We start from the raw sequence: 26,351 nt of genomic DNA on the forward strand, positions 1-26,351 counted from the left end.
TTTGAAAATAAAAAAATAACTAAGGGTGGGATTATATGCCTCGCGTAAATTACACAGCAAAAGATATCAAACGTATTGTTGAAGAAGAAAATGTTCGTTTCTTACGACTAATGTTCACAGACATCATGGGTACAATCAAGAATGTTGAGGTACCGGTTAGTCAACTGGAAAAAGTTTTAGATAATAAAATGATGTTTGATGGTTCTTCTATTGAAGGGTTTGTTCGCATTGAAGAAAGTGATATGTATCTGTATCCAGATTTATCGACTTGGATGATCTTCCCTTGGGAAAGTGAACATGGTAAAGTAGCGCGTTTGATTTGTGATATTTATAATCCTGATGGAACACCGTTTGCTGGCGATCCGCGTGGTAATTTAAAACGTGCGATGGAAAATATGAAGCAATTAGGCTTTACTTCTTTCAACTTAGGGCCAGAACCTGAATTCTTCTTATTCAAATTAGATGAGGATGGCGAAATTACAACGGAATTAAACGATGCAGGTGGTTATTTTGATTTTGCACCAACAGATTTGGGTGAAAACTGTCGCCGTGATATTGTGTTGGAATTAGAAAGTTTAGGCTTTGAAGTAGAAGCGTCCCATCATGAAGTTGCTCCTGGTCAACATGAAATCGACTTTAAATATGCAGATGTTGTGGATGCGTGTGATAATATCCAAACTTTTAAATTAGTAGTTAAAACAATTGCCCGCAAACACGGGTTACACGCAACGTTCATGCCAAAACCACTTTTTGGTATAAATGGTTCTGGTATGCATTGTAATATGTCATTATTTAAAGGAAAAGAAAATGCCTTTTACGATGAATCAGGTGAAATGGGCTTAAGTCAAACTGCTTATTATTTCTTAGGGGGATTGATTGAACACGCTCGGGCTTATACAGCTGTTTGCAACCCGATTGTAAATTCATATAAACGTCTTGTCCCAGGCTATGAAGCACCGGTGTATGTGGCATGGTCAGGTCGCAATCGTTCACCATTAATTCGGGTGCCTGAATCTCGCGGCTTATCAACGCGTCTGGAATTACGGTCAGTGGATCCTTCAGCTAATCCATATTTAACGATGGCTGTTTTATTAGAAGCTGGTCTTGATGGTATCCGTCGCGAATTAACCCCGCCACCAGCAGTTGATCGTAATATTTATGTTATGAATGAAGCAGAAAGGGAAGAAGCTCAAATTAAAGACTTGCCTTCAACTTTACACAATGCCATTAAAGAATTACGGAAAGATGAAGTAATGATTGCTGCATTGGGAAATCATATTTATCAAAACTTTGTAGAAGCAAAACGCTTGGAATGGGCGTCTTTCCGTCAAACTGTTTCAGAATGGGAAAGAGAACAATATTTAGAGTTGTACTAAAAACAGGAAAACAAACCGCTTTGAGCTACGGCTTAAGGCGGTTTGTTTTGTATTTCAACTAAAATAGTGAAGCATAACTATTTTAATTAATTGAGAATTGACAACAAAGGCCCTTCGACACTACTATTAGGAAAATAGAAAGATAAAGAGGATATACAGATGTTGGATTTATTTATTTTGATGATGGAGCGTGTGGGATTAATCATTTTATTAGCCTTTTTGCTAGTAAATGTTTCCTATTTTAAGCGTATATTGGAAAACCGCAAACAAATTTCCTCCAAAGTTATCTTGATTATCATTTTTAGCTTGTTTGCTATTTTAACCAATTTTACTGGAATTGAGATTTCTGGAAATAAGATTGTACCAAGTAATTTTTTAACCCATATTTCTGAAAATACCTCCATTGCCAATGCCCGTACTCTCGTAATTAGTGTCACAGGACTTGTGGGAGGTCCAAGTGTTGGCGCTACCGTGGGGGGAATTGCAGGGATTCATCGTTTTTTTCAAGGAAACGGCCAAGGTAGTTTTTATATCTTTTCTTCGTTTTTAATTGGGCTTATTTCAGGATTAATCCGACTACTTTTAATTAAAAGGCAGTGGCAAAACAAAGCTTGGGTCTATGCGCTAGTTGGAATTTTGATGGAATCGATTCAAATGGCTTTTGTGGCTTTTTTTAGTGGGACAGCGTTAGCACAAATGATTGCTGGACCAATGATTATGGTTAATGGAATTGGGACATTTATTTTCATGTCGATTATTAATATTACATTAAAACAAGAAGAACAAGCCAAAGCAGTGCAAACACATGATGTATTAAATTTAGCTGCCCAAACATTACCGTATTTTCGAGCAGGTTTAAAACGGGAGTCAAGCCAAGCGGCAGCCGAAATTATTCAACGCTATACAAAATTAGCTGCAATTAGTATCACCGATAAGCATCAAATTTTAGCGCATGTAGGTGCAGGAAGTGATCATCATATTCCAGAAATTGAAGTGATTACAGAACTTTCAAAAAAAGTTTTGCAGTCAGGTAACATGTTGATTGCCCATAGCAAAGAACAAATTGGTTGTAAAAATCCCAATTGTCCCTTAGCAGCAGCGATTGTCATCCCTCTTTTTGCTCATGAAAAAGTGGTAGGAACACTAAAAATGTACTTTACTGATGAAACAAAATTAACGTATGTGGAAGAAGAGTTGGCAGAAGGTTTAGCAACGATTTTTTCTTCTCAAATTGAACTTGGGGAAGCAGAAGAAAGAAGTCAACTCTTAAAAGATGCCGAAATTAAATCGTTACAAGCTCAAGTTAACCCACATTTTTTCTTTAATGCTATTAACACAATTTCAGCTTTAATGCGCAGAGATACTGATCAGGCACGTAGTTTGTTATTACAGTTAAGCACATATTTTCGGGGGAATTTAACAGGAGCACGGCAAACAAAAATTCTTTTGAGTCAGGAATTACAACATTTAGCAGCATACTTGGAATTGGAGCAAGCGCGTTTTCCTAATCGGTATCAAATTGTAGTTGAAAATAATGAAATGTTGAATTCGGCCTTAATTCCACCTTATGCGGTACAAATTTTGGTGGAAAATGCGATTAAACATGCTTTTGCCAATCGGAAGGAAAATAATGTAGTCGCTGTAATGATCACAAGTCAAAACAATACCTTAATTTTACAAGTTTCAGATAATGGCGTGGGAATTAAATCAGAATTATTAGATCAATTAGGAAAAAAAGCTGTTATTTCTGAGAGAGGAACAGGAACAGCATTAGAAAATCTAAGCCAACGTTTACAGAGCTTGTATGGAGAAAATGGAAAATTGAAGGTACGAAATAAAGAAAATGGCGGTGCTGTTTTTACATTAGAGTTGCCTTTAGAATTTAAAGGAGGAGAAAATTGATGCATGTACTTTTGGTTGATGATGAACTTTTAGCAAGAGAAGAATTGAATTATTTAGTAAGTCAACATCCTGCTGTAAGTAGTGTTGCGCAAGCAGAAAGTATTATGGAAGCTATGACCAAAATGATGGAACATAAACCAGACATTTTGTTTTTGGATATTCATTTAACTGATGAAAGTGGCTTTGAATTAGCAGAAAAACTTGTTACACTCAGTGAACCACCTTATTTGGTATTTGCTACGGCCTATGATGATTATGCGCTGCAAGCCTTCCAAGTCAATGCCAGTGACTATTTATTAAAGCCGTTTGAAGAAAAAAGAGTGATGGAAATTATTAATAAGGCAAGAAAACAAATAATTAGAAACCAAGAGGTAGTCGCTCAAAATCAAAATACCGAGCAATGGTCTACTTTTCCCATTCACAGTGACGATCGTATTTTTTTAATTCATCCAGAAACAGTCCAAATGGTCTCGGTAGATGAGCGCAATATTAGTGTTTTTACAGATGAAAAATGTTACGTGACTACGGGTACATTGAGTGGGATTGAACAAAAATTACCACCAGCACTTTTTATTAAGACACATCGAAGTTTTATTATTAATGTAACAAAGGTAAAAGAAATTCAACCTTGGTTCAACCATACGTTACAAGTTACGATGGAGAATGGAGAAAAAGTTCCTGTTAGCCGATCGTATTTAAAAGCATTTAAATCACGTTTAAACTTAGAATAAGAAGATAAAAAGACACTTGTTGTAAGTCAAGTGTCTTTTTTTGTATTTCATGCTCAATATTACGCAACTTGTGAAGAAAGCGGTAACAAAAATAAGGATTTTTGTATACTAAACGTGTAAACAAAACAAAGGAGCGAAAAACATGGAAAAAAAAGTTTATTCATTCTTACAACAAGCGTTCGTATTTGCACTCGTTATGCTCATTTCAAATGGAATTGCTAAAGTATTACCAATTGCAATTCCACCTTCCCTAATCGGTATGTTACTTTTGTTTGGCGCTTTGTGTATGGGAATTGTCAAATTAGAACAAGTTGAAGGGTTAGCCAATAGTCTTTCAAGTGTTATTACATTCTTATTTGTTCCTTCTGGTATTTCGCTAGTCAATTCTTTAGGTATTATGAAAAGTTCTGGAATTCAAATTTTAGTTGTTATCTTAATTGCAACTTTAGCGTTAATGGCGGCAACAGGCTGGGGATCAAGTTTACTGTTAGGTATTAAAGATCGTCATACTCAAGTAGATGAAGAAAAAACACTGAACAAAGGTTTAAAGGAGGCTTCTTAATATGACACCATATGTTGGTATTATTATTTCGCTAGTCGTTTTTGGAATTGGAACATTTCTATTTAAGAAAAGCAACGGTTTCTTCTTGTTTACCCCGCTATTTGTTGCCATGATTTTGGGTGTTTTGATTTTGGAAGCCACTGGAATCAGTTATGATGACTACAATGAAGGCGGGAAAATCATCATGTTTTTTTTAGAGCCAGCAACAATCGCTTTTGCTATCCCATTGTATAAAAAGCGTGATATTTTAAAAAAATATTTTATGGAAATTATGGTAGCAATTACCATTGGGTCTGTCGTTTCAGCAGGTTCAGTAATTTTAGCTGGTTACATAATCCAGATGCACCCCCAATTAATTGCATCGTTACTTCCTCAAGCTGCAACAACAGCAATCGCTGTTCCGGTAGCGACTTCAGTGGGGGGCATTGCGTCAATCACCGCTTTTTCGGTTATTTTTAATGGCGTTTTAGTTTATGCCTTAGGTGCAATTGCGTTGAAATGGATTAAAGTTAAAAATCCAATTGCTAAAGGATTAGCTTTGGGAGCCGCCGGACATGCGCTAGGTGTTGCTGTTAGTATGGAAATGGGAGAAACAGAAACAGCAATGGCTAGTATCTCGGTTGTTGTTGTCGGAATTACAACTGCTGTAGTGGTTCCGATTGTTGCGAGTGTAATGGGAATTATTTAGAAAATAAAGGAGTATGACAAATGGAAAAAATAGTAGGGTTACAAACAAATGCGTGGAACGGATTTAAAGGCAAAGCTTGGCAAAATGAAGTAAACGTACGTGATTTTATCCAAGCAAACTACACACAATTTGACGGCACTGATGAATTTCTAGCAGGTCCTACAGAAGCTACCACTAAACTTTGGGATCAAGTAATGGAATTAAACAAACAAGAACGCGACAACGGTGGCGTTTTAGACATGGACACAAAAGTGGTTTCTACAATCACTTCTCATGGCCCAGGTTATTTAAATAAAGACTTAGAAACAGTAGTTGGTTTCCAAACAGATAAACCATTCAAGCGGGGTTTACAACCTTTTGGTGGAATCCGGATGTCAGAACAAGCCGCTGAAGAATACGGTTTTGAAATTGATCCTGAAATTTCACATATCTTCCGTGACTATCGTAAAACCCATAACCAAGGTGTATTTGACGCTTATACGCCTGAAATGCGTGCTGCCCGTCGTTCTGGTGTCATCACAGGTTTACCAGATGCATACGGTCGTGGACGTATCATCGGTGACTACCGTCGTGTAGCATTATACGGGGTAGACTTCTTAATTAAAGAAAAACAAAAAGATTTAGCGAATTGTGGCAACGGTACAATGTCAGAAGACATTATCCGTCAACGAGAAGAATTAAGTGAACAAATTCGTGCTTTAGCAGAATTAAAAGAACTAGGCAACATTTACGGTTTTGATATTTCACAACCTGCGACAAACGCAAAAGAAGCTTTCCAATGGTTATACCTTGGTTACTTAGCAGCTATTAAAGAACAAAATGGTGCGGCAATGTCACTTGGCCGGACATCTACTTTCTTAGATATTTATGTGGAACGCGATTTACAAAACGGCGTTTTGACAGAAGAAGAAGCACAAGAAATTGTCGATCATTTCGTAATGAAATTGCGTCTTGTAAAATTTGCTCGAACACCTGAATACAACGCGCTATTTTCTGGTGACCCAACTTGGGTAACCGAATCAATTGGTGGTGTAGGAGAAGATGGTCGCCATATGGTAACTAAAAACAGCTTCCGTTTCTTACACACATTATCAAACTTAGGGCCTGCGCCAGAACCAAACTTGACTGTTTTATGGTCTACTCGTTTACCACACAATTTTAAAACTTTCTGTGCGAAAATGAGTATCCAAACATCAGCGATTCAATATGAAAACGATGATGTTATGCGTCCACATTGGGGCGATGACTACGGAATTGCTTGTTGTGTATCTGCTATGCGGATTGGGAAACAAATGCAATTCTTCGGTGCCCGTGCAAACTTGGCTAAAACATTGTTATACGCAATCAACGGTGGGGTAGACGAAAAATCAAAAGCCCAAGTTGGACCAAAATATCAACCGATTACATCTGAATACTTGGAATATGACGAAGTATTGACAAAATATGATGCCATGATGGATTGGATTACAGAATTGTATCTAAATACATTAAACATCATTCACTACATGCATGATAAATATTCCTACGAGCGAATTGAAATGGCCTTACAAGATACTGATATCTTACGGACAATGGCAACAGGGATCGCTGGGTTCTCAGTAGCTGTGGACTCTTTATCAGCTATTAAATATGCCAAAGTAAAAACAGTTCGTGATGAAAATGGGATCGTAGAAGATTACGTTATTGAAGGCGACTATCCAAAATATGGAAACAACGATGATCGGGTAGATGAAATCGCTGTGAACTTATTGAAGACCTTCATGACAAAAGTGAAACGTAACAAAACATACCGTGATGCAAAACATACAACTTCTATTCTTACCATTACATCAAACGTGGTTTATGGGAAGAAAACAGGGAATACACCAGACGGTCGTCGTGCTGGCCAACCATTTGCGCCAGGTGCAAACCCAATGCACGGTCGCGACACGCATGGTGCGCTAGCAAGCTTATCTTCTGTAGCGAAAATTCCTTACGACTATTCATTAGATGGTATTTCAAATACATTCTCTATTGTGCCAAAAGCATTAGGTCGTGACGAAGCAACGCAAGAAGAAAACTTGGCAACAATGTTAGACGGTTATGCAACAAAAGGTGGTCACCACTTAAATATTAACGTCTTCAATCGCGATACATTATTAGATGCACAAGCACATCCAGAAAAATACCCACAATTAACTATTCGGGTATCTGGTTATGCCGTAAACTTCATCAAGTTAACGAAAGAACAACAAGATGACGTAATTGCGCGGACAATGCACGAATCTATGTAAGGTTAAATTCAAAAGCAATACCAGGTGGCGGATGGGAAACTATCCGCTGCTTTTGTTTTAGAGTATTTTTTCCAAAAAACATTTCAAGGATTTCATTTACGAAAGGAAGTCATCGACATGACTGTGACAGGTCGTATTCATTCAACTGAAAGTTTTGGTTCCGTTGATGGACCAGGCATTCGTTTTATTGTTTTTACCCAAGGCTGTAGAATGCGGTGTGAATTTTGCCATAATCCCGATACTTGGAAAATAGGAAGTGGGACAGAGCGTACAGCAGACGATGTTTTAGAAGAAGCATTAAAGTATCAAGAATTTTGGGGTGAAAAAGGCGGGATCACTGTAAGCGGTGGGGAACCGTTGTTGCAAATTGATTTTCTTATTGATTTATTCAAAAAAGCAAAAGCTGCAGGGGTGCATACAACAATTGATACCTGTGGCCAACCGTTTACAAGAGAAGAACCTTTCTTTTCAAAATTCAATACCTTAATGACATACACCGATTTATTACTGTTTGATATTAAACATATCGACAATGATGCCCATAAAAAACTAACGAAACAAGCCAATACGCCTATTTTAGAGATGGCTAAGTATTTATCGGAAATACAAAAACCCGTATGGATTCGTCATGTTTTGGTTCCGCATCGTAGCGATTACGACGAATATCTGATACGCTTGGATAGTTTTATTAAGACCTTGGAAAATGTCGATAAGGTTGAAATTCTACCTTATCACACCATGGGCAAATACAAGTGGCAAAATTTAGGCCTGCGTTATCCTTTGAAAGATATTCAACCACCAACACCTCAAAGAGTAGAAAATGCAGAGCGATTACTACATGTTGCAGACTATAAAGAATATCAAAGAAAAAAATTAGCTTTGGCCTAAAACGATCAAGCCATAAGAAGTATTCAAAAAGAAAGTTAAAGACTTTCTTAATTTGAAACCCCTTTATAAAGAATCGGCAGTTGACAAAAGAAACTAGAGATTGTAATATCCTACTTGGGCACCCTAATTACTTAGGGTCAAAGTTCTGGAAAATATGCTCCCTATTCATTTTGGATAGGGAGCTTCTTTTATTTTACAGAAGCTTTTCCTGCGAAAAAATATAGAGGGAGTTTTTAATTAATGACAAAATATATTTTTGTAACCGGCGGCGTAGTGTCGTCGATTGGTAAAGGTATTGTGGCAGCATCACTAGGACGCTTATTGAAAAATCGTGGTTTAAAGGTAACGATTCAAAAATTTGATCCTTACATTAATGTCGATCCTGGTACGATGAGTCCTTACCAACATGGAGAAGTTTTTGTAACTGATGATGGGGCTGAAACAGATTTAGATCTGGGTCACTACGAACGTTTTATTGATATTAACTTAAACAAATACTCCAATGTTACTACGGGTAAAATCTATTCTGAAGTTTTACGCAAAGAACGTAAGGGAGAATACTTAGGAGCAACAGTTCAAGTTATTCCTCATATTACCAATGAAATTAAAGAAAAGATTATGCGCGCGGCAAAGTTAACTGATTCTGATGTTATTATTACAGAAGTCGGCGGGACCGTAGGCGATATCGAATCACTACCATTCCTAGAAGCGTTACGTCAAATGAAAGCTGATGTTGGCTCTGATAATGTGATGTACATTCACACTACTTTAATTCCATATTTAAAAGCAGCTGGAGAAATGAAAACAAAGCCAACCCAACATAGTGTAAAAGAACTACGTGGTTTAGGAATTCAACCAAATATTTTGGTTGTCCGGACTGAACTGCCTGTATCACAAAGTACAAAAAATAAATTGGCACAATTTTGTGACGTAGCACCAGAAGCAGTAATTGAATCTCGGGACGTCGAAACCTTGTATTCTATTCCATTAGCATTACAGGCACAAAAAATGGATCAAATTGTTTGTGAACACTTGAAATTAGATGTACCAGAAGCTGATATGACAGAATGGCGTGCATTAGAAGAGAAAGTTCTTAACTTGAAGAAAACAACGCGAATTGCTTTGGTTGGTAAGTATGTTGAATTACCAGATGCATATATTTCTGTAGTTGAAGCATTAAAACACGCCGGCTTTGCTTTTGATTCGGATATTGCCATTGATTGGATCCAATCGGCTGACGTAAATAAAGAGAATGTTGCAGAAGTATTAAAAGATGCCGATGGTATTTTGGTTCCTGGTGGTTTTGGTGATCGCGGGGTAGAAGGTAAGATTGAAGCGATTCGATATGCGCGGGAAAACGATGTGCCATTTTTAGGTATCTGTTTAGGTATGCAAATGGCATGTGTAGAATTTGCCCGTAATGTAGTTGGATTAAAAGATGCGAATTCAGCTGAAACGGATCCAGATACGCCGAATAACATTATTGATTTAATGGCAGATCAAGAAAATATAGAAAATATGGGAGGTACTTTGCGTTTAGGTTTATATCCATGTAAACTGAAAAAAGGAACAAAAACAGCAGCGGCATATCAAAATGCAGAAGTTGTACAAGAACGCCATCGTCATCGGTATGAATTTAATAATAAATATCGTGAAATGTTTGAAGCAGAAGGCCTTATTTTCTCAGGCGTTTCGCCAGATAACCGATTAGTAGAAATCGTAGAAATACCAGACAAGAAGTTCTTTGTCGGCTGTCAATTTCACCCAGAATTAATTTCACGACCAACTCGTCCGCAACAATTAATTAAAGCGTTTGTTGGCGCAGCTTTAGAAAATCAATAAGCAGATAGTAAGCAGTTAGAGACGAAGTTTTAATGAAAAACTGAAACAAAAGATATACGGTGACTTTAGCGAAAAGTTGCAATAGTATATTTTAGTTTCAGTTTTTTGTTCCTGCATTATAGGAGATGACAAAAAAAGTCTGTGAAATAATTTGCAGAACAGAATAATTAGTTGTGTTATCTTTTAAATTAGAAAAGCAATTGCAAAGGGGAGTGTACCGAAGTTTTTCAGAAAAATATTTGAAAACAGTCGCTATTTAAATTTGTGCAATCTTTTTATGAAAGAATTAATCTGCCATTTTAGTGGTAATAGCCAGAAATATTTGCTAAAATGGTAGCGTTGGTTAGGATATGCCTAACAAATAAAGTTTATCAAAACTTAGGAGGAATTTTTTATGCCAGTAGTATCAGCAGCAGAATTTCTAAAAGCAGCCCGTAAAGGTGGTTACGCTGTCGGCGGTTACAACACAAATAACTTAGAATGGACTCAAGCAATTTTGGAAGCAGCAGAAGCTAAAAAAGCCCCTGTTTTAATCCAAACTTCAATGGGTGCAGCAAAATACATGGGTGGTTACAAATTAGCTGTTAATATGATCAACGACTTAGTTGAATCAATGAATATTACAGTTCCAGTTGCAATTCACTTAGACCATGGTGACTATGAAGCTGCTTTAGCATGTATCGAAGCTGGCTATACTTCAGTTATGTTTGATGGTTCTCATTTACCATTTGAAGAAAACTTGAAATTAGCTAAAGACGTTGTGGCAAAAGCACACGCTAAAGGTATCTCAGTTGAATGTGAAGTTGGTTCAATTGGTGGGGAAGAAGACGGCATTATCGGTGCTGGCGAATTAGCTGACATTGAAGAATGTAAACAAATGGTTGCTACAGGTATTGACTACTTGGCATGTGGTATTGGTAACATCCACGGTGTTTACCCAGAAAACTGGCAAGGTCTTGCATTTGACCATTTACAAGAAATCGCAGATGCTGTTGGTCATGATGTACCATTAGTATTACACGGCGGTTCAGGTATTCCAAAAGAACAAATCCAAAAAGCTATCTCAATGGGTGTTTCTAAAGTTAACGTTAATACTGAATTCCAATTATCATTTGCTAAAGCAACTCGTGAATACATCGAAGCTGGCAAAGATAAAGAAGGTAAAGGCTTTGACCCTCGTAAATTATTAGCACCAGGTAAAGCTGCTATCGTTAAAGATGCTGAAGAACACATTGACTGGTTCGGTTCAGCTAACAAAGCTTAATTATATTAAACTTTTAAACTTCAGATCAAATTGGTCTGAAGTTTTTTCTTTTTAAATGACAAAAAACCTCGTTAGAATCAGCTGATTTTAACGAGGTTTTATTTTGGCAGTGAATATCGGTTTATTTGTTTGGATATGCTTAATTAGCTGGTCTAACGGGAATTAGGACTTCAAAAATCTGATCTTCAGGTTTTTCCGAGGCTGCTTCATCTTGCCAAAGTAATTCCCAAATATAGCCATTTAAAACTAAATTATTATCTTTTAAGTAATTACGAAAGCGATTGTTAAAAATATTAATATAATGAATTTCATCTTTCATAAAACCAGAAACATAATAACCAGCTGGTCGCTGTAAGATGCGCTGTTTCTCGTAATGAGCTAAGCGTTCAGTTGGAATTTTAACTAAGGCACGATAAGGGGCAGCATGAAAATTTTCTTCATAAAACGCAGCACCGTCTACTAAAAAACCAATTGGATAGCCACTAAAAAGATCGCTGCTGTCAACAGAATTATAAAAGCGCCCATAGACTTGCAGAACATCAATGTCATCAAAGTTTTCGATAATATCTGAGACGACAAAATACTCAGCTTCTCTGTAGGTATATGTGATTGATTTTAAATCGAAATTTTCTAAGGTAGTATAGCGTGTAATATAACTATCAAGGGAATTACGAAGGCGTTTAAGTTTATTTATCTCCTCGTCGACTTTTTCTTTTTGTCGTTTGAAACCAGCTAAAACGGCAGTAACGTTTCTATTTTTCAAAAAAGTATCAATTTCATCAAGTGAAACATCAAGATTTTTCAAAAGTAAGATAACGTCCAGTTCAAAATACTGTTCAATACCGTAATAGCGATAACCGTTTGCACCAATTTTTGCAGGTTTGAAGAGGTTTATTTGATCATAATAAATTAACGTTCGGCGGCTGACACCGGCATAATTTGCCATTTCACTAACAGTTAAATATTTTTTCATCAAAAAGTTTCCTTTCTGCCTTGACTGTAACGTTACGTTACAGTTTATCCTACCATAGGAGAAGGAGGGAAAAAAGATGAAATTATTTAAAATCTTTTTTAAAGAGTATCACAAGATGTTCTTTGTCACCTTCATTTTAATGGTAGCACAAGCAGTTGGAACATTGTTGATTCCTTATTATGTCGCTGAAATTATTGATGAAGGTATTTTGACACAAAACCAAGGAGCAATTTGGAAAAACGGCCTGTTGATGTTAGCAATCGCCCTTATCACAGGAGTAGTTGCGATTGCCGCAAGTTATTACTCTGCTGTTTTAGCTGGTCGGTTTGGTTATTTTTTGAGAAAAAAATTAGTAGCTAAAACCCAGAAATTGTCCTTAGCAGATTTGGATGCATTTGGGACGCCAACACTTTTGGCCCGAACGACAAGTGATATTACCAATATTCAACAAATTTTAATGATGGTTTTTCAGATGATTGTGCCAGCACCCCTTATTTGTTTGGCGTCAATTGTTTTGACAGGGATGATTTCGTGGCAGTTTATTTGGATTCCCATTGCTTCGATTACTTTATTTTCATTTGTAGCATTGCTGGTTATTAAAAAAGCTATTCCTTTAGCAGATGTCATGCAGCAACGAATGGATAAAATGATGCAGATTTTGGGTGAATTTTATACCGGTGTGCGGGTGATTCGTGCGTTTAACAAAACAAAGGATGAGAAAAAAAGAACGGATCAAACTTTTAGCAGTTATGCAGAAGTAATGATTAGGGTTAATAAACTTTTCGCAGCGTTAAATCCAACGGTAAATTTAGTGATGGGTTTAGGTATGACCGCTGTTTTAGCTTTTGGTGGTGTTTTTGTGATGAAAGGTATGGTGCCAATCGGAAGTTTAACTGCAATTAGTGAATATACGGTTTTAAGTTTATGGTTTTTGACTATGGCTGCAATGGTAATTGTGATGATACCAAAAGCCTTAGCTTCTTTGGAACGGATTGGAGAAGTGTTAGCCAAAAAAGAAGAGATCAGGGATGGTGATATAGCCGAATTTGTGCTGGCAGATAATAAACCGATTGTTTCTTTTAAAAAGGTTGATTTCACATATAGTGGTGCACAAGAGCCTGTTTTATCTGATATCACCTTTGATATTTTTAAAGGCGTAACGGCAATTGTTGGTGGAACAGGCTCTGGTAAAAGTACAATTGCAAAAGCACTATTGCGCTTTAAAGATACGGCTGAAGGTGAAATCCTCTTTGGCGGGGTGCCGATTAAAAATGTCACTCAAGAAGCATTGCGACAAAAAATCAGTTATGTACCACAAAAAGCTTTTCTATTTAGTGGTACGATTTTTGATAATTTTCTTTTTGGAAATCCTGAGGCAACAAAAGAGCAAGTGGCTAAAGCTGCTGAAGTTGCCCAAGCTGCTGACTTTATCACTTCTTTACCACAAAAGTATGAGGCCCAAATTTCCCAAAAAGGAAACAACTTTTCTGGTGGACAAAAACAACGCCTAAGTATTGCACGGGCATTGATTAAACCAGCAGCACTATATTTCTTTGATGACAGTTTTTCGGCGCTGGATTATCAAACCGATGCTAAATTACGACAAGCTTTAAAAACGTATTTAAAAGATGCAGCAATTGTGATTGTAGCACAACGCCTTTCCACTATTAAGGATGCGGACCAAATTATCGTATTAGATGAAGGTAAAATTGTGGGTCAAGGTACACATGAGACGTTAATTACAACTTGCAGCGTTTATCAAGAATTTGCCAAATCCCAAGGAGTGGAGGAAAAACATGAGCACAAAGCAGGTTGATATCAAAGATCGCGAAATGCCACAAGATTTCAAAAAAACGGGTCAGCGGCTATTTCGTTTATTATTAGAACAAAAGCGCCGTTTTGTAGTGATTGTTATTTCTGCCATTTTCTTTGCAACATTAATGGCAATTACACCTTTAATTTTAGGCTGGGGGCTAGATGCCATTGTTGCTTTATTACGTGCGGGTGAAATAACAACAGCCAATTTAAGACGGGTGTTGTGGCAGCCAGTCTTATTATTATTTTTAGTATGGTGTGGTATTGCGCTATTTTCTCTTTTGCAAGAATACACAATGGCAAGCGTAGCAGAAACATTAACATTACGCTTACGAAAACAATTGACACAAAAGTTGAATCATTTGCCGATCAAATTTTTTGACCAGTACAAAACAGGTGACATATTGACACGGACAACTCTTGATTTGGATAAAGTATCTGAAGTTTTACAAGTAGGACTGATGCAGATGATTTCAGCAATCTTATCCATTATCATCGGGGTAGGCTTAATGATTTATCTTAGTCCATTACTGACCTTTGGTATCGTTATCATTTTGTTGCTTAGTTTAGCGCTAACGAATTTTTTAGCCCAGAAAAATCAAGATTATTTTTCGGAAAATCAGACAACTATAGGTTATGTTGGAACAAAGGCCGAGGAAACATATTCAGGAAATTTGGTTATTAAAGCATATAACCGCCAGCAGCAAATAGAATCAGACTTAGACAAATTAAACGAAGCCCAATTTCAGGCTTTTAAAAAAGCTCAATTTGTCAGTTTTGCTATTAATCCCTTGATTCGACTAATTAACCAGCTTGGCTTTGTGACCAGTGCAGTTGTCGGTGGGCTAATGGTTATTAACGGTCAGTTATCAATCGGTTTAGTTCAAGCTTATTTACAATATGTAAATCAAGTATCAGAACCGATTACACAAGTATCCTATGTAATCAACAGTTTGCAAAGTGCCTTTGCCGCTTTGGAGCGAATCTTTGAAATTCTTGATTTACCTTGCGAAAAGGAAAATGAACTAAATGCTACCCTACCAGCCCAAATACGTGGAAAAGTAAGTTTCAAACACGTTTCTTTTGGCTATGAAAAAGGCAAATTGTTAATGGAAGATGTCAATTTCACTGTAAAACCAAAGCAAATGGTAGCTATTGTAGGACCAACTGGCGCAGGTAAAACGACCATGATTAATTTATTGATGCGTTTTTACGAATTAAGTAAAGGACAAATTGAAGTTGACGGTAAAAATATTCGTCATTTTGCAAGGGGCGAGATTCGCCAAAAGTTTGGTATGGTTTTGCAAGACACATGGCTCTTTGAAGGAACAGTGGCAGCTAATATTGCTTATGGACAACCAAATGCGAGTCGCACTGAAATTATTGCTGCGGCAAAAGCAGCGCAATGTCACCACTTTATTTTGACATTGCCAAAAGGTTATGACACGATAATTTCAACCGATGGCAGTCAAATCTCTCAAGGACAACAACAGCTCTTGACGATTGCGCGAGCAATTCTTGCCAATCCGCAACTGTTGATTTTGGACGAGGCAACTTCAAGCGTCGATACCCGTACCGAAGAGATGATTCAACAGGCAATGGACCGTTTAACGGCTGAGCGTACGAGTTTTGTGATTGCCCACCGCCTATCAACTATCAAAAATGCAGATTTGATTTTGGTGATGAAAGATGGAGCTATTATCGAGCAAGGTAGTCACGCTAGTCTAATGAAAAAAGGCGATTTTTACGCCAATCTTTATAATAGTCAGTTTGCAAGTTAATTATAATTACTACTAAAGAGCACAATCTGCTAAGGCTGTTGTGCTCTTTGGTGTAGTAAAAAATTCTATTTTAGCAAAAATAATGTAAATTATACTTACAACCTCTTTATAAGCCAGTGATTTATCCACTAGCTTTTCTGAGAAATAAGCTGAGTAATTTTAGCGGTAATCTTTTTTCTATTGGTGATTTTTCTTTTTTTAGGTAGAATAGTCAAGAAAGCGTGCTCAAAAAGTCGGCAGCTCTAGGAGGATAAAAGATGAGTTTTTTTGGCAACATTGATTTTAACGTACTATCTGATACAGATCAGGCAATTTACCATTATATGAGTAGCAATGCTGATAAAATTCCTTATATGCGGGTTCGAGATATCGCACAGGAATCCCATACTTCAGCATCTTCTGTTATGCGGCTGATTCGAAAGTTAGGCTATGAGAGTTTTACTGAATTTCGTAGTCAATTTAGTGTGCAAGCAGCTAAAAGTGAAGGTTTTGAAGAGGCATTGACTATTTTAAGTCGTGAGCGTTTTCCACGAGATATTGAAAGTAAGTTAAATCAAATCGTAGAGAAAATCCAATACTGTGAAAATATTATCTTTTTTGGAATTGGTGCTTCTGGATCAATTTGTGAATATGCTGCACGACGCTTTGCATCCATTGGATATAATAGCTATCCTTTAATTGATCCTACTTATCCTATTATGTCCAAATTACAAAATACCAGTGATAATATTTTAGTAACACTATCTGTTTCAGGAATGACAAATGAAGTCGTAGAAGTGGCCAATGGTTTTCGCAATAAAGATGATTTTTTAACAATTGCTATTACTTCGGATATCAACTCTACTCTGGGGCGGATGTCAGATTATGTTTTGGATTATCATGTCGATGTAAGGCGAGTAAAAAAACATGAAGATTTAACGAGCCAAATCCCTTGTATCTTCTTGATTGAGCAGTTGGCAGAACGTTTACAAAGGCAAGAGGATGAAGTACACCAAAAATAAGTTACCAAAAACACCATGTGGTACAAGCGGTACCAGGATGGTGTTTTTTTCTTTTTACTGATTCTGATGCCAGAGTTTCTAATGTTTATTGAGGAATAAAACGATGCCAATTATACTAAACGTAATTAAGAAAATGAGGTGACAAGGAATGGCAAATAAATTTCCAAAAGATTTTTTATGGGGTGGAGCAGTCGCTGCCCATCAAGTTGAAGGTGCTTGGAATGTTGATAAAAAAGGTGTTAGTACTGCTGATGTTATGACAGCTGGTGCAAACGGCGTAGCGCGAGAAATTACAAAAGGAATTATTGAAGGAAAAAATTATCCTAACCATGAAGCGATTGATTTTTATCATCACTATAAAGAAGATATTGCGCTATTCAAAGAGTTAGGTTTAAAGGCGTTTCGTACATCCATTAACTGGACGCGGATTTTTCCAAATGGGGATGAAGAAAAACCAAATGAAGCAGGGCTACAATTTTACGATGATTTATTTGATGAACTGTTAAAAAATAATATTGAACCGGTAATCACACTATCGCATTTTGAAATTCCGTATCACTTATACGAAGAATACGGTGGTTTTACGAATAAAAAGCTCATTGATTTTTTTGTTCACTATGCTAAAACCGTCATGACACGTTACAAAGACAAAGTGAAGTATTGGATGACCTTTAATGAAATCAACAATCAAGCAGATGGCCAACATACGCTACATACATGGACTAATTCAGCTTTATTATTCGAAGAAGGGGACAATAAAGAAGCCTTAACATTTCAAGCTGGCTTAAATGAACTAATTGCCAGCGCTAAAGTTGTCAAGTTGGGCCATGAAATTAATCCTGATTTTCAAATTGGCTGCATGATGGCTTATGTACCCGTTTATCCCTATTCATGTAATCCAAGTGATTTAATGGCTTCAGTGAAAGTGATGGATCGTCGTTTCTTTTATTCGGATATTCATGCTCGGGGGATTATTCCAGCTTATGCCCAAAAATATTGGGAACAAAAGGGGTATGAGATTGAAATCACACAAGAAGAACGGCAAGCGTTAAAAGAAGGGACCGTTGACTATATTGGCTTTAGCTATTATATGTCAGGTGCAGTTACCACGCTACCAGACGTAGCAGGCGATGAAATTACAGAATTTCCAGAAGCTAAAGTGATTTTAAATCCATATGTCTCAGCAAGTGATTGGGGTTGGCAAATTGATCCTGTCGGTTTACGCTACACATTAAATATCGTTTATGAACGATATAATCTGCCACTTTTTATTGTAGAAAATGGCTTTGGTGCGTACGATAAATTAGAAGATGGGAAGATTCATGATCCTTATCGTATTGATTATTTACAAAAACATATCGATCAAATGGCATTGGCAGTAAATGTGGATGGGGTAGATTTAATGGGGTATACGCCTTGGGGAGTAATTGATTTAGTCAGCTTTGGTTCAGGTGAAATGGAAAAACGTTATGGTTTTATTTATGTTGACAAAGACAATGCAGGCAATGGGACTTTGAAACGTTTGAAAAAAGATTCTTTTGCTTGGTATCAAAAGCTGATTCAAGAAAACTAGTTTAAGAGGAGTAAGTATGGAAAAAACAAAGCTTAAAGAAATTTTAGCTGATTTAACTTTGGCAGAAAAAGTGGGACAGTTGGTCCAAGTCACGCCTGATTTTTTTGGTAATCCAGGAGAAATCACGGGTCCAATGTCACAGTGGTCAATGAATAACGAGCAGCTTTATCAGATTGGCTCTGTTTTAGGGACGCATCGTCGCGATGAAGTTGAAAAAATTCAAAGAGATTATTTGGCAAATAGTCGTCATAAGATTCCGTTAATTTTTATGGCAGATGTTATTCATGGCTATGAAACAATCTTTCCGATTCCACTGGCTTTAGCAGCTAGTTTTGATGCGGCTATGATTGAAAAAGTAGCTGCTGCTACAGGTGCTGAAGCAGCGACAGAAGGGGTTCACGTAACTTTTTCACCTATGGCAGATTATGTTAAAGATCCACGTTGGGGCCGAGTTTTAGAAAGTAATGGAGAAGACCCTAGACTTTCTAAAGTGTTAACAGAAAGTTATGTTCGGGGCTATCAAGGGGATAATCTTGCTATTGAAGAAAATCATATTGCCGCTTGTGTGAAACATTTTATTGGTTATGGAGCCGCTGAAGGCGGTCGCGATTACAATACTGTGGATATCTCGGATGTTGAAATGTATCAAAATTATTTACCTGCTTTTGAAGGTGCGATAGCTAGTGGTGTCAAAATGGTGATGACGTCTTTTAATAGTTTCAAAGGCATTCCTGTTACTGCCAATAAAAAGCTCATTCAAAATGTTTTGCGGCATGAATTAGGTTTTAAAGGGGTTCTTATTTCAGACTGGGCAGCAATTGGGGAATTAATGCAGCATCGTGTAGCTGAAAATCCCCATCAAGCAAGTTACAAAGCTTTCACAGCGGGGATTGATATTGATATGATGACCGATTGCTACTTGCAAGAGCTAGCTGAAATCATTCTCGCTGAAAATCTTACAGAACAACTAGATGAAGCTGTATTACGGGTATTAAATTTAAAAAATGATTTAGGCTTGTTTGAGAATCCGTATCGTGGTTTAAAAACGCAGGTTGATAAAACCAAATTAAGAAAATTAGCCTATAAAGCAGCTCTTCGTTCGGCAGTTCTTTTAAAAAATGAAGGAGTCTTACCTCTTAAAAAGTCAGAGAAAATTTTATTAATTGGGACCAAGGGAACGACCCAAGACGTTTTGGGAGCTTGGTCATGGATTGGGGATAGACAAAAAGCTGTCAGTCTTGCAGACGGAATGACAGCTAAATTTCCTCAAATTGTAGTGATGGAAATTGACGATAATCAAAAAGATTGGCAAACTGTTATAACGGCTGTAAAAGAAGCTGATAAAGTACTTTTAGCTGTTGGTGAAACCAGTGATGAGGCTGGAGAAGCGGCTAGTCGTGCAAATTTGGAATTGTCTGGGGTTGAACAAAAATTAGTGGCTGTGGCCGCCCAAAATAATCCGGCTACGATTTTAATTACATTTAGTGGACGACCACTTGTTTTAACACAAGAAGCAGCAAAAACAGCAGCAATTATTTCAGGCTGGTTTTTAGGCAGTGAGATGGGTTCTGCATTAGCTGCGCTATTAAGCGGAGAGGAAAACTTCAGTGGGCATTTACCAATGAGTTTTCCCCGCAGTGTCGGTCAACTACCATATTCTTATCAGGAGATGTCGACAGGACGTCCCAAAACTAAAGCCAATGGTCAAGAGAAATATATTTCGCGCTACTTGGATGAGGAAAATGGACCGTTATATGCTTTTGGCCATGGTTTATCTTATAGTCGTTTTGCCTTTAGCGATTTTTCTTTATCACAAAGTAGTCTTGCAAAAGGAGAAAAAGCAACACTTCGTTTTACCGTTGGCAATGACTCACAAATTCCTGGTTTTGCCTTGCCACAAGTTTATTTTCAAGATGAGGTGACTGAAATGATTCGTCCTAAAATCGAATTATTAAAGTGGAAACAAGTCTATCTTGAAGCAGGAGAGTCAAAAACAATTTCATTTGTTCTTTCACCTAAAGATTTTGCTTACGTTCATGAAAACTTGCAAAGGTACTCAGACCCAGGTAAAATTCAGCTGTTTTTAGCCACTAGTGCAACTGAAATTGTGGACAAGGTACAGTTGCAACTGCTTTAAATCTGTTTTAAAAGTAACGCTTTGTCTAAAATTAAATAATCTTACCAAGCTTGACTTAAAAGCTTGGTAAGATTTATTTCATAACTTTAAACCTATCAGTGGTACAACAGGTACCATTTTGACATTTTTTTCCAAAAGTTGAAACGAAAACCAACTCGACTGTAAACTATTGTTTTTGAAAACGTTTTTATTTATGATATGAATGTAAAAAGTAACACATTCTTTTTTATTTAAATAAAATAAAAACGTTTTTATTTGGGAGGAGTTATGAAGGAGAGGGTCACAATTCGGGAAGTCGCAAAAGAAGCTAACGTTTCTATTGCAACTGTTTCAAAAGCGTTAAACGACGTTGACGTGGTGAAACCAAAGACAAAAGAAAAAGTTATTGCAGCAGCAAAAAAACTTCATTATACCCCCAATTTGATGGGGAAAAATTTGAAAGCAAAGCGCACAAAAATGATTGGTTTTTATACGCATACCATTATTGGTCCTTACTTTAGCACTTTGATAGAAGCGATTGTAAAAGAAGCAGAAAAACATCACTACGGGGTGAATGTCATTATCTCTTCTGATAAACAAGTTTTAACTTCACATCTGTTAGGGAATATGGTGGATGGTTTTATCGGTTTTGAAGATTTAATTGATGATGAGGCGCTCAGTACAATTCAATCAGAAAGAATTAATGCTGTATTTATGGATCGACAAATCAATGATCGTAGTATCAGCAGTATTGTTTTTGCTTCTCGTAAAGCAGGAAGACTCGCTACAAAAGAGTTGATTGCAAAAGGACATCAAAAAATCGGTTTTTTGCCGGGACATCCTGGCGTTTATGACAGTGATGAGCGTTACTTAGGTTATATTCAAGCGATGCGCGCCGCCGAGCTAACTGTAAATGATACTTGGATTATCCCTGGATTATTTGAAGAAAAAGCGAGTTTTGAAAATATCGATCACTATTTAAAGACAACCGACAAAAAGGACTGGCCGACAGCATGGATTGCCGGTAATGATTTAAGTGCAATTGGTGTCATTAAAGCGGTGGAAGCAAACAATCTGCAAGTTCCTACTGATTTTAGTGTAATTGGTTTTGATGATATCGAGTTATTACGCTATTTCAAGCCGCGAGTAACTACTGTTCAAAACCCGATTAGAACACAAGGAAAAGAAGCAGTGATAGAGCTTTTGGCTTTAATTGCCGGTGATAAAGCTGGCGAGAATAAAATTTTAGATTGTCGTTTAATCCGCGGTGAAACGACAACAGCAGTCGAGTTGCAAAAATAAGATTAGAAATTAGGAGGAAAGTATGTTGGAAGCAAAAGCCAAACCAACCCTAGGGGTACGTTTTAAAAAGTGGTGGCGAGATTTTGTACACCAATGGCAATTACAGTCGATGGCAATTCCTGGGATTGTTTATATGATTATTTTTAGTTTTATTCCTATTTACGGCTTAGTGATTGCCTTTAAAAATTACACCGTAATTGACACCATTGACAGTGCGCAGTGGGTGGGATTTGAAAATTTCAAAATCATTATGGAAGATAAGTACTTTTGGCAATCAGTTGTGAATACATTGGGCATTAGCGCATTGAAACTAGCCTTTGGATTTGTCTTACCGATTATTATCGCCGTGATGATTTATGAATTACGAGACAGTGTCTTTAAGCGGGTGATTCAAACAATTTCTTATCTACCACACTTTTTATCATGGATTATTTTAGGTGGGATGATTATTACCTGGTTTTCTTCAAACGGGATGATTAATGAGTTGTTAAACTTCATCGGTATCCAGACGAAGCAAAATCACATGCTAGACGTTGGTAAATATTGGTGGATTGCTTCTTTATCAGATGTTTGGAAAGAAGCTGGATGGGGAACAATTTTATATTTGGCCACGATGGCGCGTATTGATCCAACGTATTATGAGGCTGCCAAAATGGATGGTGCTTCACGACTACGTCAAATTTGGAGTATTACGATTCCCATGATTCGCAATATCATTTCGTTAAATTTAATCTTAAGTGTAAGCGGTTTATTCAATTCGAATTTAGATCAAACTTTAGTTTTGATGAATTCTCAAAATCAGCCTAAAGCAGAAGTCATTAATTCTTACGTTTATCGTGTTGGTTTAATGCAAGGAGACTTTTCTTATGCAACAGCCGTGGGGCTTGGAATCTCAATTATTTCAGTTATTTTGTTAGCTGCAACCAATATTGTTACGAAAAAATTAAACGATAATCAATCGGTCTTGTAAAAGGAGGAAACGTAATGGAAAAAAGAAGTTTGTCACTGGCTAAACCCAAAAGTAACGTTGTACAAGATAAAGACAGTAAAATCTTCAACTTTGTTAATGTTTTACTCCTACTCGTTTTTACAATCATTATTATCGTGCCGGTTTGGAATATCGTAGCGTCATCTTTTGCCTCAAGTGATGCATTGGCAAAGGGGGATTTCGTTTTCTGGCCTTCAGAAATCTCATTTGATAATTATCGCAAGGTTTTAGGCGATGCTTCCATTTGGCAAGCGTTAATTATTTCAGTGGGAAAGACAGTAATTGGTGTTTTAGCGCATACCGCATTTTGTGCCATTATGGCTTATGCTTTATCAAAACGAAATTTAAAAGGTCGGGGATTGTATTCCACAATGGGAATTATCACCATGTTCTTTTCTGGTGGGATGATTCCAACATACTTATTGATTAAATCTTTAGGGCTATTAAATACTTTTTGGGTCTACATTATCCCAGCCCTACTTTCTTATTACGATGTTATTATTTTGATGAACTTTTTTAGAGATGTACCAACATCTTTGGAAGAGTCAGCTAAGATTGATGGAGCAAGTGATTGGGGCGTATTTTTGAAAATCTTTGTGCCTTTATCTAAACCTGCATTAGCAACAATTGCCCTTTTTCACGGGGTTTGGCAGTGGAATGACTTTATGACAGCTAAATTATACGTAACGGATAAAGCATTATATCCTTTGCAAATGAAATTATACGAAATTATTACGCAATCACAAGCAGCATCCCAACAAGGCTTAAATGCGGCGGTCGAAATTAGCACAACATCTAAGGGGGTACAATTGGCAACTATCGTAGTCACGACCGTTCCGATTTTAATTATTTATCCATTGCTACAAAAACATTTTATCTCAGGCATGATGCTTGGGGCAGTAAAAGAATAGGAGGAGTAATAAATGTTTAAGTTTTCAAGCAAAAAAATCGTAGGGACTTTGGCACTGGCAAGCGCAGTCTTAGCATTAGGAGCCTGTGGTAGTAAAAAAGATGAATCAACAGCAGAAAAAAAGGTGGATCTCCCCTCCATTGAAGACCGATATAAACCAGATGAAAATACACCAGCCTGGAAATTAGATACCAAAAAAGAAGCGACCAAATTAACTTGGTACGTAAACGCTGATTGGTGGAATACAGAATTTGGTAAAGATATGGTAACTAAAAAAGTCAAAGAAGATTTAAATGTCGATATCAAATTCATTACTGGTGATGACACTAAATTAAATACGTACTTTGCTGGCGGAGATATGCCAGACATTGTGACGATCTTTGACTCCAACTCACAAGTAGCGCGTAAAGCAAATTCTTGGGCATTACCATTACAAGACTTAGCGAAAAAATATGATCCATATTTTAATAAAGTAGCCCGTCAAGAAACTTTAAATTGGTATAAATTGTCCGATGGAAAATCTTATGGCTATCCTGATTATTCCAATACGCAACAAGACTTTGATAGTGGTGATATTTTTGCCCGAGATGCATTTATTATTAGAAAAGATGTCTATGAAGCAATTGGAAAACCCGACTTCACAACACCAGAAGGCTTTGTGGCCGGTATGAAGAAGATTAAAGCACAATTTCCAGATTTAATTCCGTTTGGGTTTAATGATTTTGCTAAAGATGGTTCTTCAAATGGCTCTATGGATAGCGTTGTGCAAGATATGCTAGGTGTCCCTTATACAAAAGATGGCAAATACTATGACCGTAATTTAGATTCTGATTATATTAAATGGGTGAAAGCTTTCCGTCAAGTTCACCAAGATGGCAATATTTCTGATGATACTTTCACAGATGATGGCGATAAATTCAAAGAAAAATTACAAACTGGTAAATATGGTGCTGTTATGATTGGTTCATTTGTAAACCAAGGGATTCCATTACAAACCTTTAAAGCTGCAAATCCAGACAGCGAGTATATTGCAATTGACGGCATTCAAAGTACCCAAGGTAATAAAGCAACATTAACACAAGCTGGTATTTCTGGTTGGATGATTAACTACATTGGTAAAAACTGCAAAGATCCTGCTAAAGCAATGCAAGTGTTCACTTATCTTTTAAGTGATGAAGGTGAAATGTTAACAAACTTTGGGATTGAAGGACAAACCTATACTAAAGAAGGCGATAAAGTAAAATGGACCGATGAAGCACGTAAGATTCAACAAGATGATCCTGAAAAATGGCAATTGGAGTACCGCATGGGTGAGTTCATTCAATTTGGTCATGACCGCTTTAAAGCAATGAATGATGATTCATACGTCGATGCAGTGAAACAAATGCAACAATGGGGTGAAGGGAAATTAACTTCACAATTTTTAACAGAAAATATTGGCCCTGATGCGGGTAGTCAAGAAGCGCGAGCTTTAAGTGCAATCCAAACAAATTGGAGCACAACTCTTGTAGGTATGTTGCGGGCAAAAGATGACAAAGAACTAGACGGTTTGTTAACTAAATACGAAGATTTCCAAAAAGATAATAAGATTAATGATGTAAATAAAGTTCGTAACGATAAGATTGAAGAAAATAAGAAAAAATTAGACATGTAATTTTTCTAGGAGAAGCAGTTTTGCTTCTTCTATACATAGAACAAGTAACCAAGTAATCTGTGACAAAAACAAGGAGGAAGTATCATGCAAAAAGTATTTCGTACAGATGGCCTAATCTATGGCGGTATGCAAGGGCTCTATCAAGTATTGCTATTAAATGTTATTTTTATTATTTCTTGTTTGCCACTTTTTACGATCGGTGCGGCAATCAGTGCGGCATATGGGACTGCTTATAAATTAACCGAACATAAAGAAGGTGTTTTATATAAAACGTACTGGCACCAATTCAAACAAAATTTTTTCCCAGCTACCAAAATGTGGCTACTGATAATCGCGATAGTTGGTGGTATGCTTTTTGCTTTACCGTATTTCCGTTATCTCATTGTGGGAAATAAAGTTGCTTATTATATGGTCATGGTGGGGCTTACATTTATTATTTTGCTGAGTTTATATCTTTTTCCGCTAATTGCCCGTTTTGAAAATACATTGGCCGCAACTGTTACAAACGCTATGATTTTATCGTTAAAACATTTACCAATCAGTATTCTTTTATTTTTTGTAACGGTGGGCGGGTTGTTTTTATTGCCGGTATATTTACCCAAGTTACTATTTGCTTGGCTCTTTATTGGATTTGGGTCAGTATTTTTTATTAATGCAAAATTACTCCTAAAAGTTTTTAGTCAATACGAGAATATGAAAGAGGGAAGTTGAG

At 36.9% G+C, this 26,351-nt stretch carries 20 protein-coding genes; 19 read left to right on the plus strand and 1 reads right to left on the minus strand.

What is annotated here, in order from left to right:
- Positions 1-35 precede the first annotated feature (35 nt).
- The 9 genes from glnA (at position 36) to EsVE80_RS03305 (ending at position 11,526) form a co-directional block, all read left to right on the plus strand.
- Positions 36-1,376 carry a type I glutamate--ammonia ligase gene (gene glnA, locus EsVE80_RS03265; protein ID WP_173102464.1) on the plus strand — a complete coding sequence of 447 codons (1,341 nt, stop codon included), beginning with the start codon at positions 36-38 and terminating at the stop codon, positions 1,374-1,376.
- Positions 1,377-1,535: 159 nt separating this feature from the next.
- Positions 1,536-3,278 (plus strand): sensor histidine kinase, encoded by a 1,743-nt coding sequence (locus EsVE80_RS03270; RefSeq protein WP_173102465.1) that lies wholly within the window; start codon positions 1,536-1,538, stop codon positions 3,276-3,278.
- A complete protein-coding gene (locus tag EsVE80_RS03275) occupies positions 3,278-4,009 on the plus strand; it encodes a LytR/AlgR family response regulator transcription factor (RefSeq protein WP_173104112.1) in 732 nt (243 codons plus the stop codon). The genes EsVE80_RS03270 and EsVE80_RS03275 overlap by 1 nt, the downstream gene beginning before the upstream one ends.
- A gap of 142 nt (positions 4,010-4,151) precedes the next feature.
- Complete coding sequence (gene lrgA, locus EsVE80_RS03280; RefSeq protein ID WP_173102466.1) at positions 4,152-4,571, plus strand: antiholin-like murein hydrolase modulator LrgA; 420 nt, start codon at positions 4,152-4,154, stop codon at positions 4,569-4,571.
- Between the two features lies 1 nt (position 4,572).
- Positions 4,573-5,259 (plus strand): antiholin-like protein LrgB, encoded by a 687-nt coding sequence (lrgB, locus tag EsVE80_RS03285; protein ID WP_173102467.1) that lies wholly within the window; start codon positions 4,573-4,575, stop codon positions 5,257-5,259.
- Positions 5,260-5,279: 20 nt separating this feature from the next.
- A complete protein-coding gene (gene pflB, locus EsVE80_RS03290) occupies positions 5,280-7,532 on the plus strand; it encodes a formate C-acetyltransferase (protein WP_173102468.1) in 2,253 nt (750 codons plus the stop codon).
- 117 nt (positions 7,533-7,649) lie between these two features.
- Entirely contained in the window at positions 7,650-8,420 is a 771-nt protein-coding gene (gene pflA, locus EsVE80_RS03295; RefSeq protein WP_173104113.1) for a pyruvate formate-lyase-activating protein, read from the plus strand.
- Between the two features lie 240 nt (positions 8,421-8,660).
- Positions 8,661-10,262, plus strand: a complete 1,602-nt coding sequence (locus EsVE80_RS03300; protein WP_173102469.1) for a CTP synthase — start codon at positions 8,661-8,663, stop codon at positions 10,260-10,262.
- A 394-nt stretch (positions 10,263-10,656) separates the two neighbouring features.
- Complete coding sequence (locus EsVE80_RS03305; RefSeq protein ID WP_173102470.1) at positions 10,657-11,526, plus strand: class II fructose-bisphosphate aldolase; 870 nt, start codon at positions 10,657-10,659, stop codon at positions 11,524-11,526.
- A gap of 139 nt (positions 11,527-11,665) precedes the next feature.
- Here the strand turns inward: EsVE80_RS03305 and EsVE80_RS03310 are convergent, their stop codons facing one another.
- Entirely contained in the window at positions 11,666-12,499 is an 834-nt protein-coding gene (locus EsVE80_RS03310) for a MerR family transcriptional regulator (protein WP_173102471.1), read from the minus strand.
- Between the two features lie 76 nt (positions 12,500-12,575).
- On the opposite strand from EsVE80_RS03310, the gene EsVE80_RS03315 reads away from it, so the two are divergent.
- The 10 genes from EsVE80_RS03315 to EsVE80_RS03360 all read left to right on the plus strand — a co-directional run bounded on the left by EsVE80_RS03315 (position 12,576) and on the right by EsVE80_RS03360 (position 26,350).
- Positions 12,576-14,315 (plus strand): ABC transporter ATP-binding protein, encoded by a 1,740-nt coding sequence (locus tag EsVE80_RS03315; RefSeq protein WP_173102472.1) that lies wholly within the window; start codon positions 12,576-12,578, stop codon positions 14,313-14,315.
- Positions 14,296-16,095 carry an ABC transporter ATP-binding protein gene (locus EsVE80_RS03320; RefSeq protein WP_173102473.1) on the plus strand — a complete coding sequence of 600 codons (1,800 nt, stop codon included), beginning with the start codon at positions 14,296-14,298 and terminating at the stop codon, positions 16,093-16,095. Before EsVE80_RS03315 ends, EsVE80_RS03320 begins: the two co-directional genes overlap by 20 nt.
- A 257-nt stretch (positions 16,096-16,352) precedes the next feature.
- Positions 16,353-17,096, plus strand: coding sequence for a MurR/RpiR family transcriptional regulator (locus EsVE80_RS03325; RefSeq protein WP_173102474.1), 744 nt, complete (start codon positions 16,353-16,355; stop codon positions 17,094-17,096).
- A gap of 148 nt (positions 17,097-17,244) precedes the next feature.
- Positions 17,245-18,669, plus strand: a complete 1,425-nt coding sequence (locus tag EsVE80_RS03330) for a 6-phospho-beta-glucosidase (protein ID WP_173102475.1) — start codon at positions 17,245-17,247, stop codon at positions 18,667-18,669.
- A 16-nt stretch (positions 18,670-18,685) separates the two neighbouring features.
- Positions 18,686-20,806: a glycoside hydrolase family 3 N-terminal domain-containing protein gene (locus EsVE80_RS03335; protein WP_173102476.1), complete on the plus strand. Its 2,121-nt coding sequence runs from the start codon at positions 18,686-18,688 to the stop codon at positions 20,804-20,806.
- A 267-nt stretch (positions 20,807-21,073) separates the two neighbouring features.
- Positions 21,074-22,087 carry a LacI family DNA-binding transcriptional regulator gene (locus EsVE80_RS03340; protein ID WP_173102477.1) on the plus strand — a complete coding sequence of 338 codons (1,014 nt, stop codon included), beginning with the start codon at positions 21,074-21,076 and terminating at the stop codon, positions 22,085-22,087.
- Positions 22,088-22,109: 22 nt separating this feature from the next.
- Positions 22,110-23,057: an ABC transporter permease gene (locus EsVE80_RS03345; RefSeq protein WP_173102478.1), complete on the plus strand. Its 948-nt coding sequence runs from the start codon at positions 22,110-22,112 to the stop codon at positions 23,055-23,057.
- 14 nt (positions 23,058-23,071) lie between these two features.
- A complete protein-coding gene (locus tag EsVE80_RS03350) occupies positions 23,072-23,986 on the plus strand; it encodes a carbohydrate ABC transporter permease (RefSeq protein ID WP_016172678.1) in 915 nt (304 codons plus the stop codon).
- Positions 23,987-23,998: 12 nt separating this feature from the next.
- Entirely contained in the window at positions 23,999-25,639 is a 1,641-nt protein-coding gene (locus EsVE80_RS03355; RefSeq protein ID WP_173102479.1) for a type 2 periplasmic-binding domain-containing protein, read from the plus strand.
- An 84-nt stretch (positions 25,640-25,723) separates the two neighbouring features.
- Positions 25,724-26,350 (plus strand): YesL family protein, encoded by a 627-nt coding sequence (locus EsVE80_RS03360; protein WP_173102480.1) that lies wholly within the window; start codon positions 25,724-25,726, stop codon positions 26,348-26,350.
- Position 26,351: the final 1 nt, after the last annotated feature.

It is taken from the genome of Enterococcus saigonensis (genome assembly GCF_011397115.1).
Taxonomy (GTDB): Bacteria; Bacillota; Bacilli; order Lactobacillales; family Enterococcaceae; genus Enterococcus_C; species Enterococcus_C saigonensis.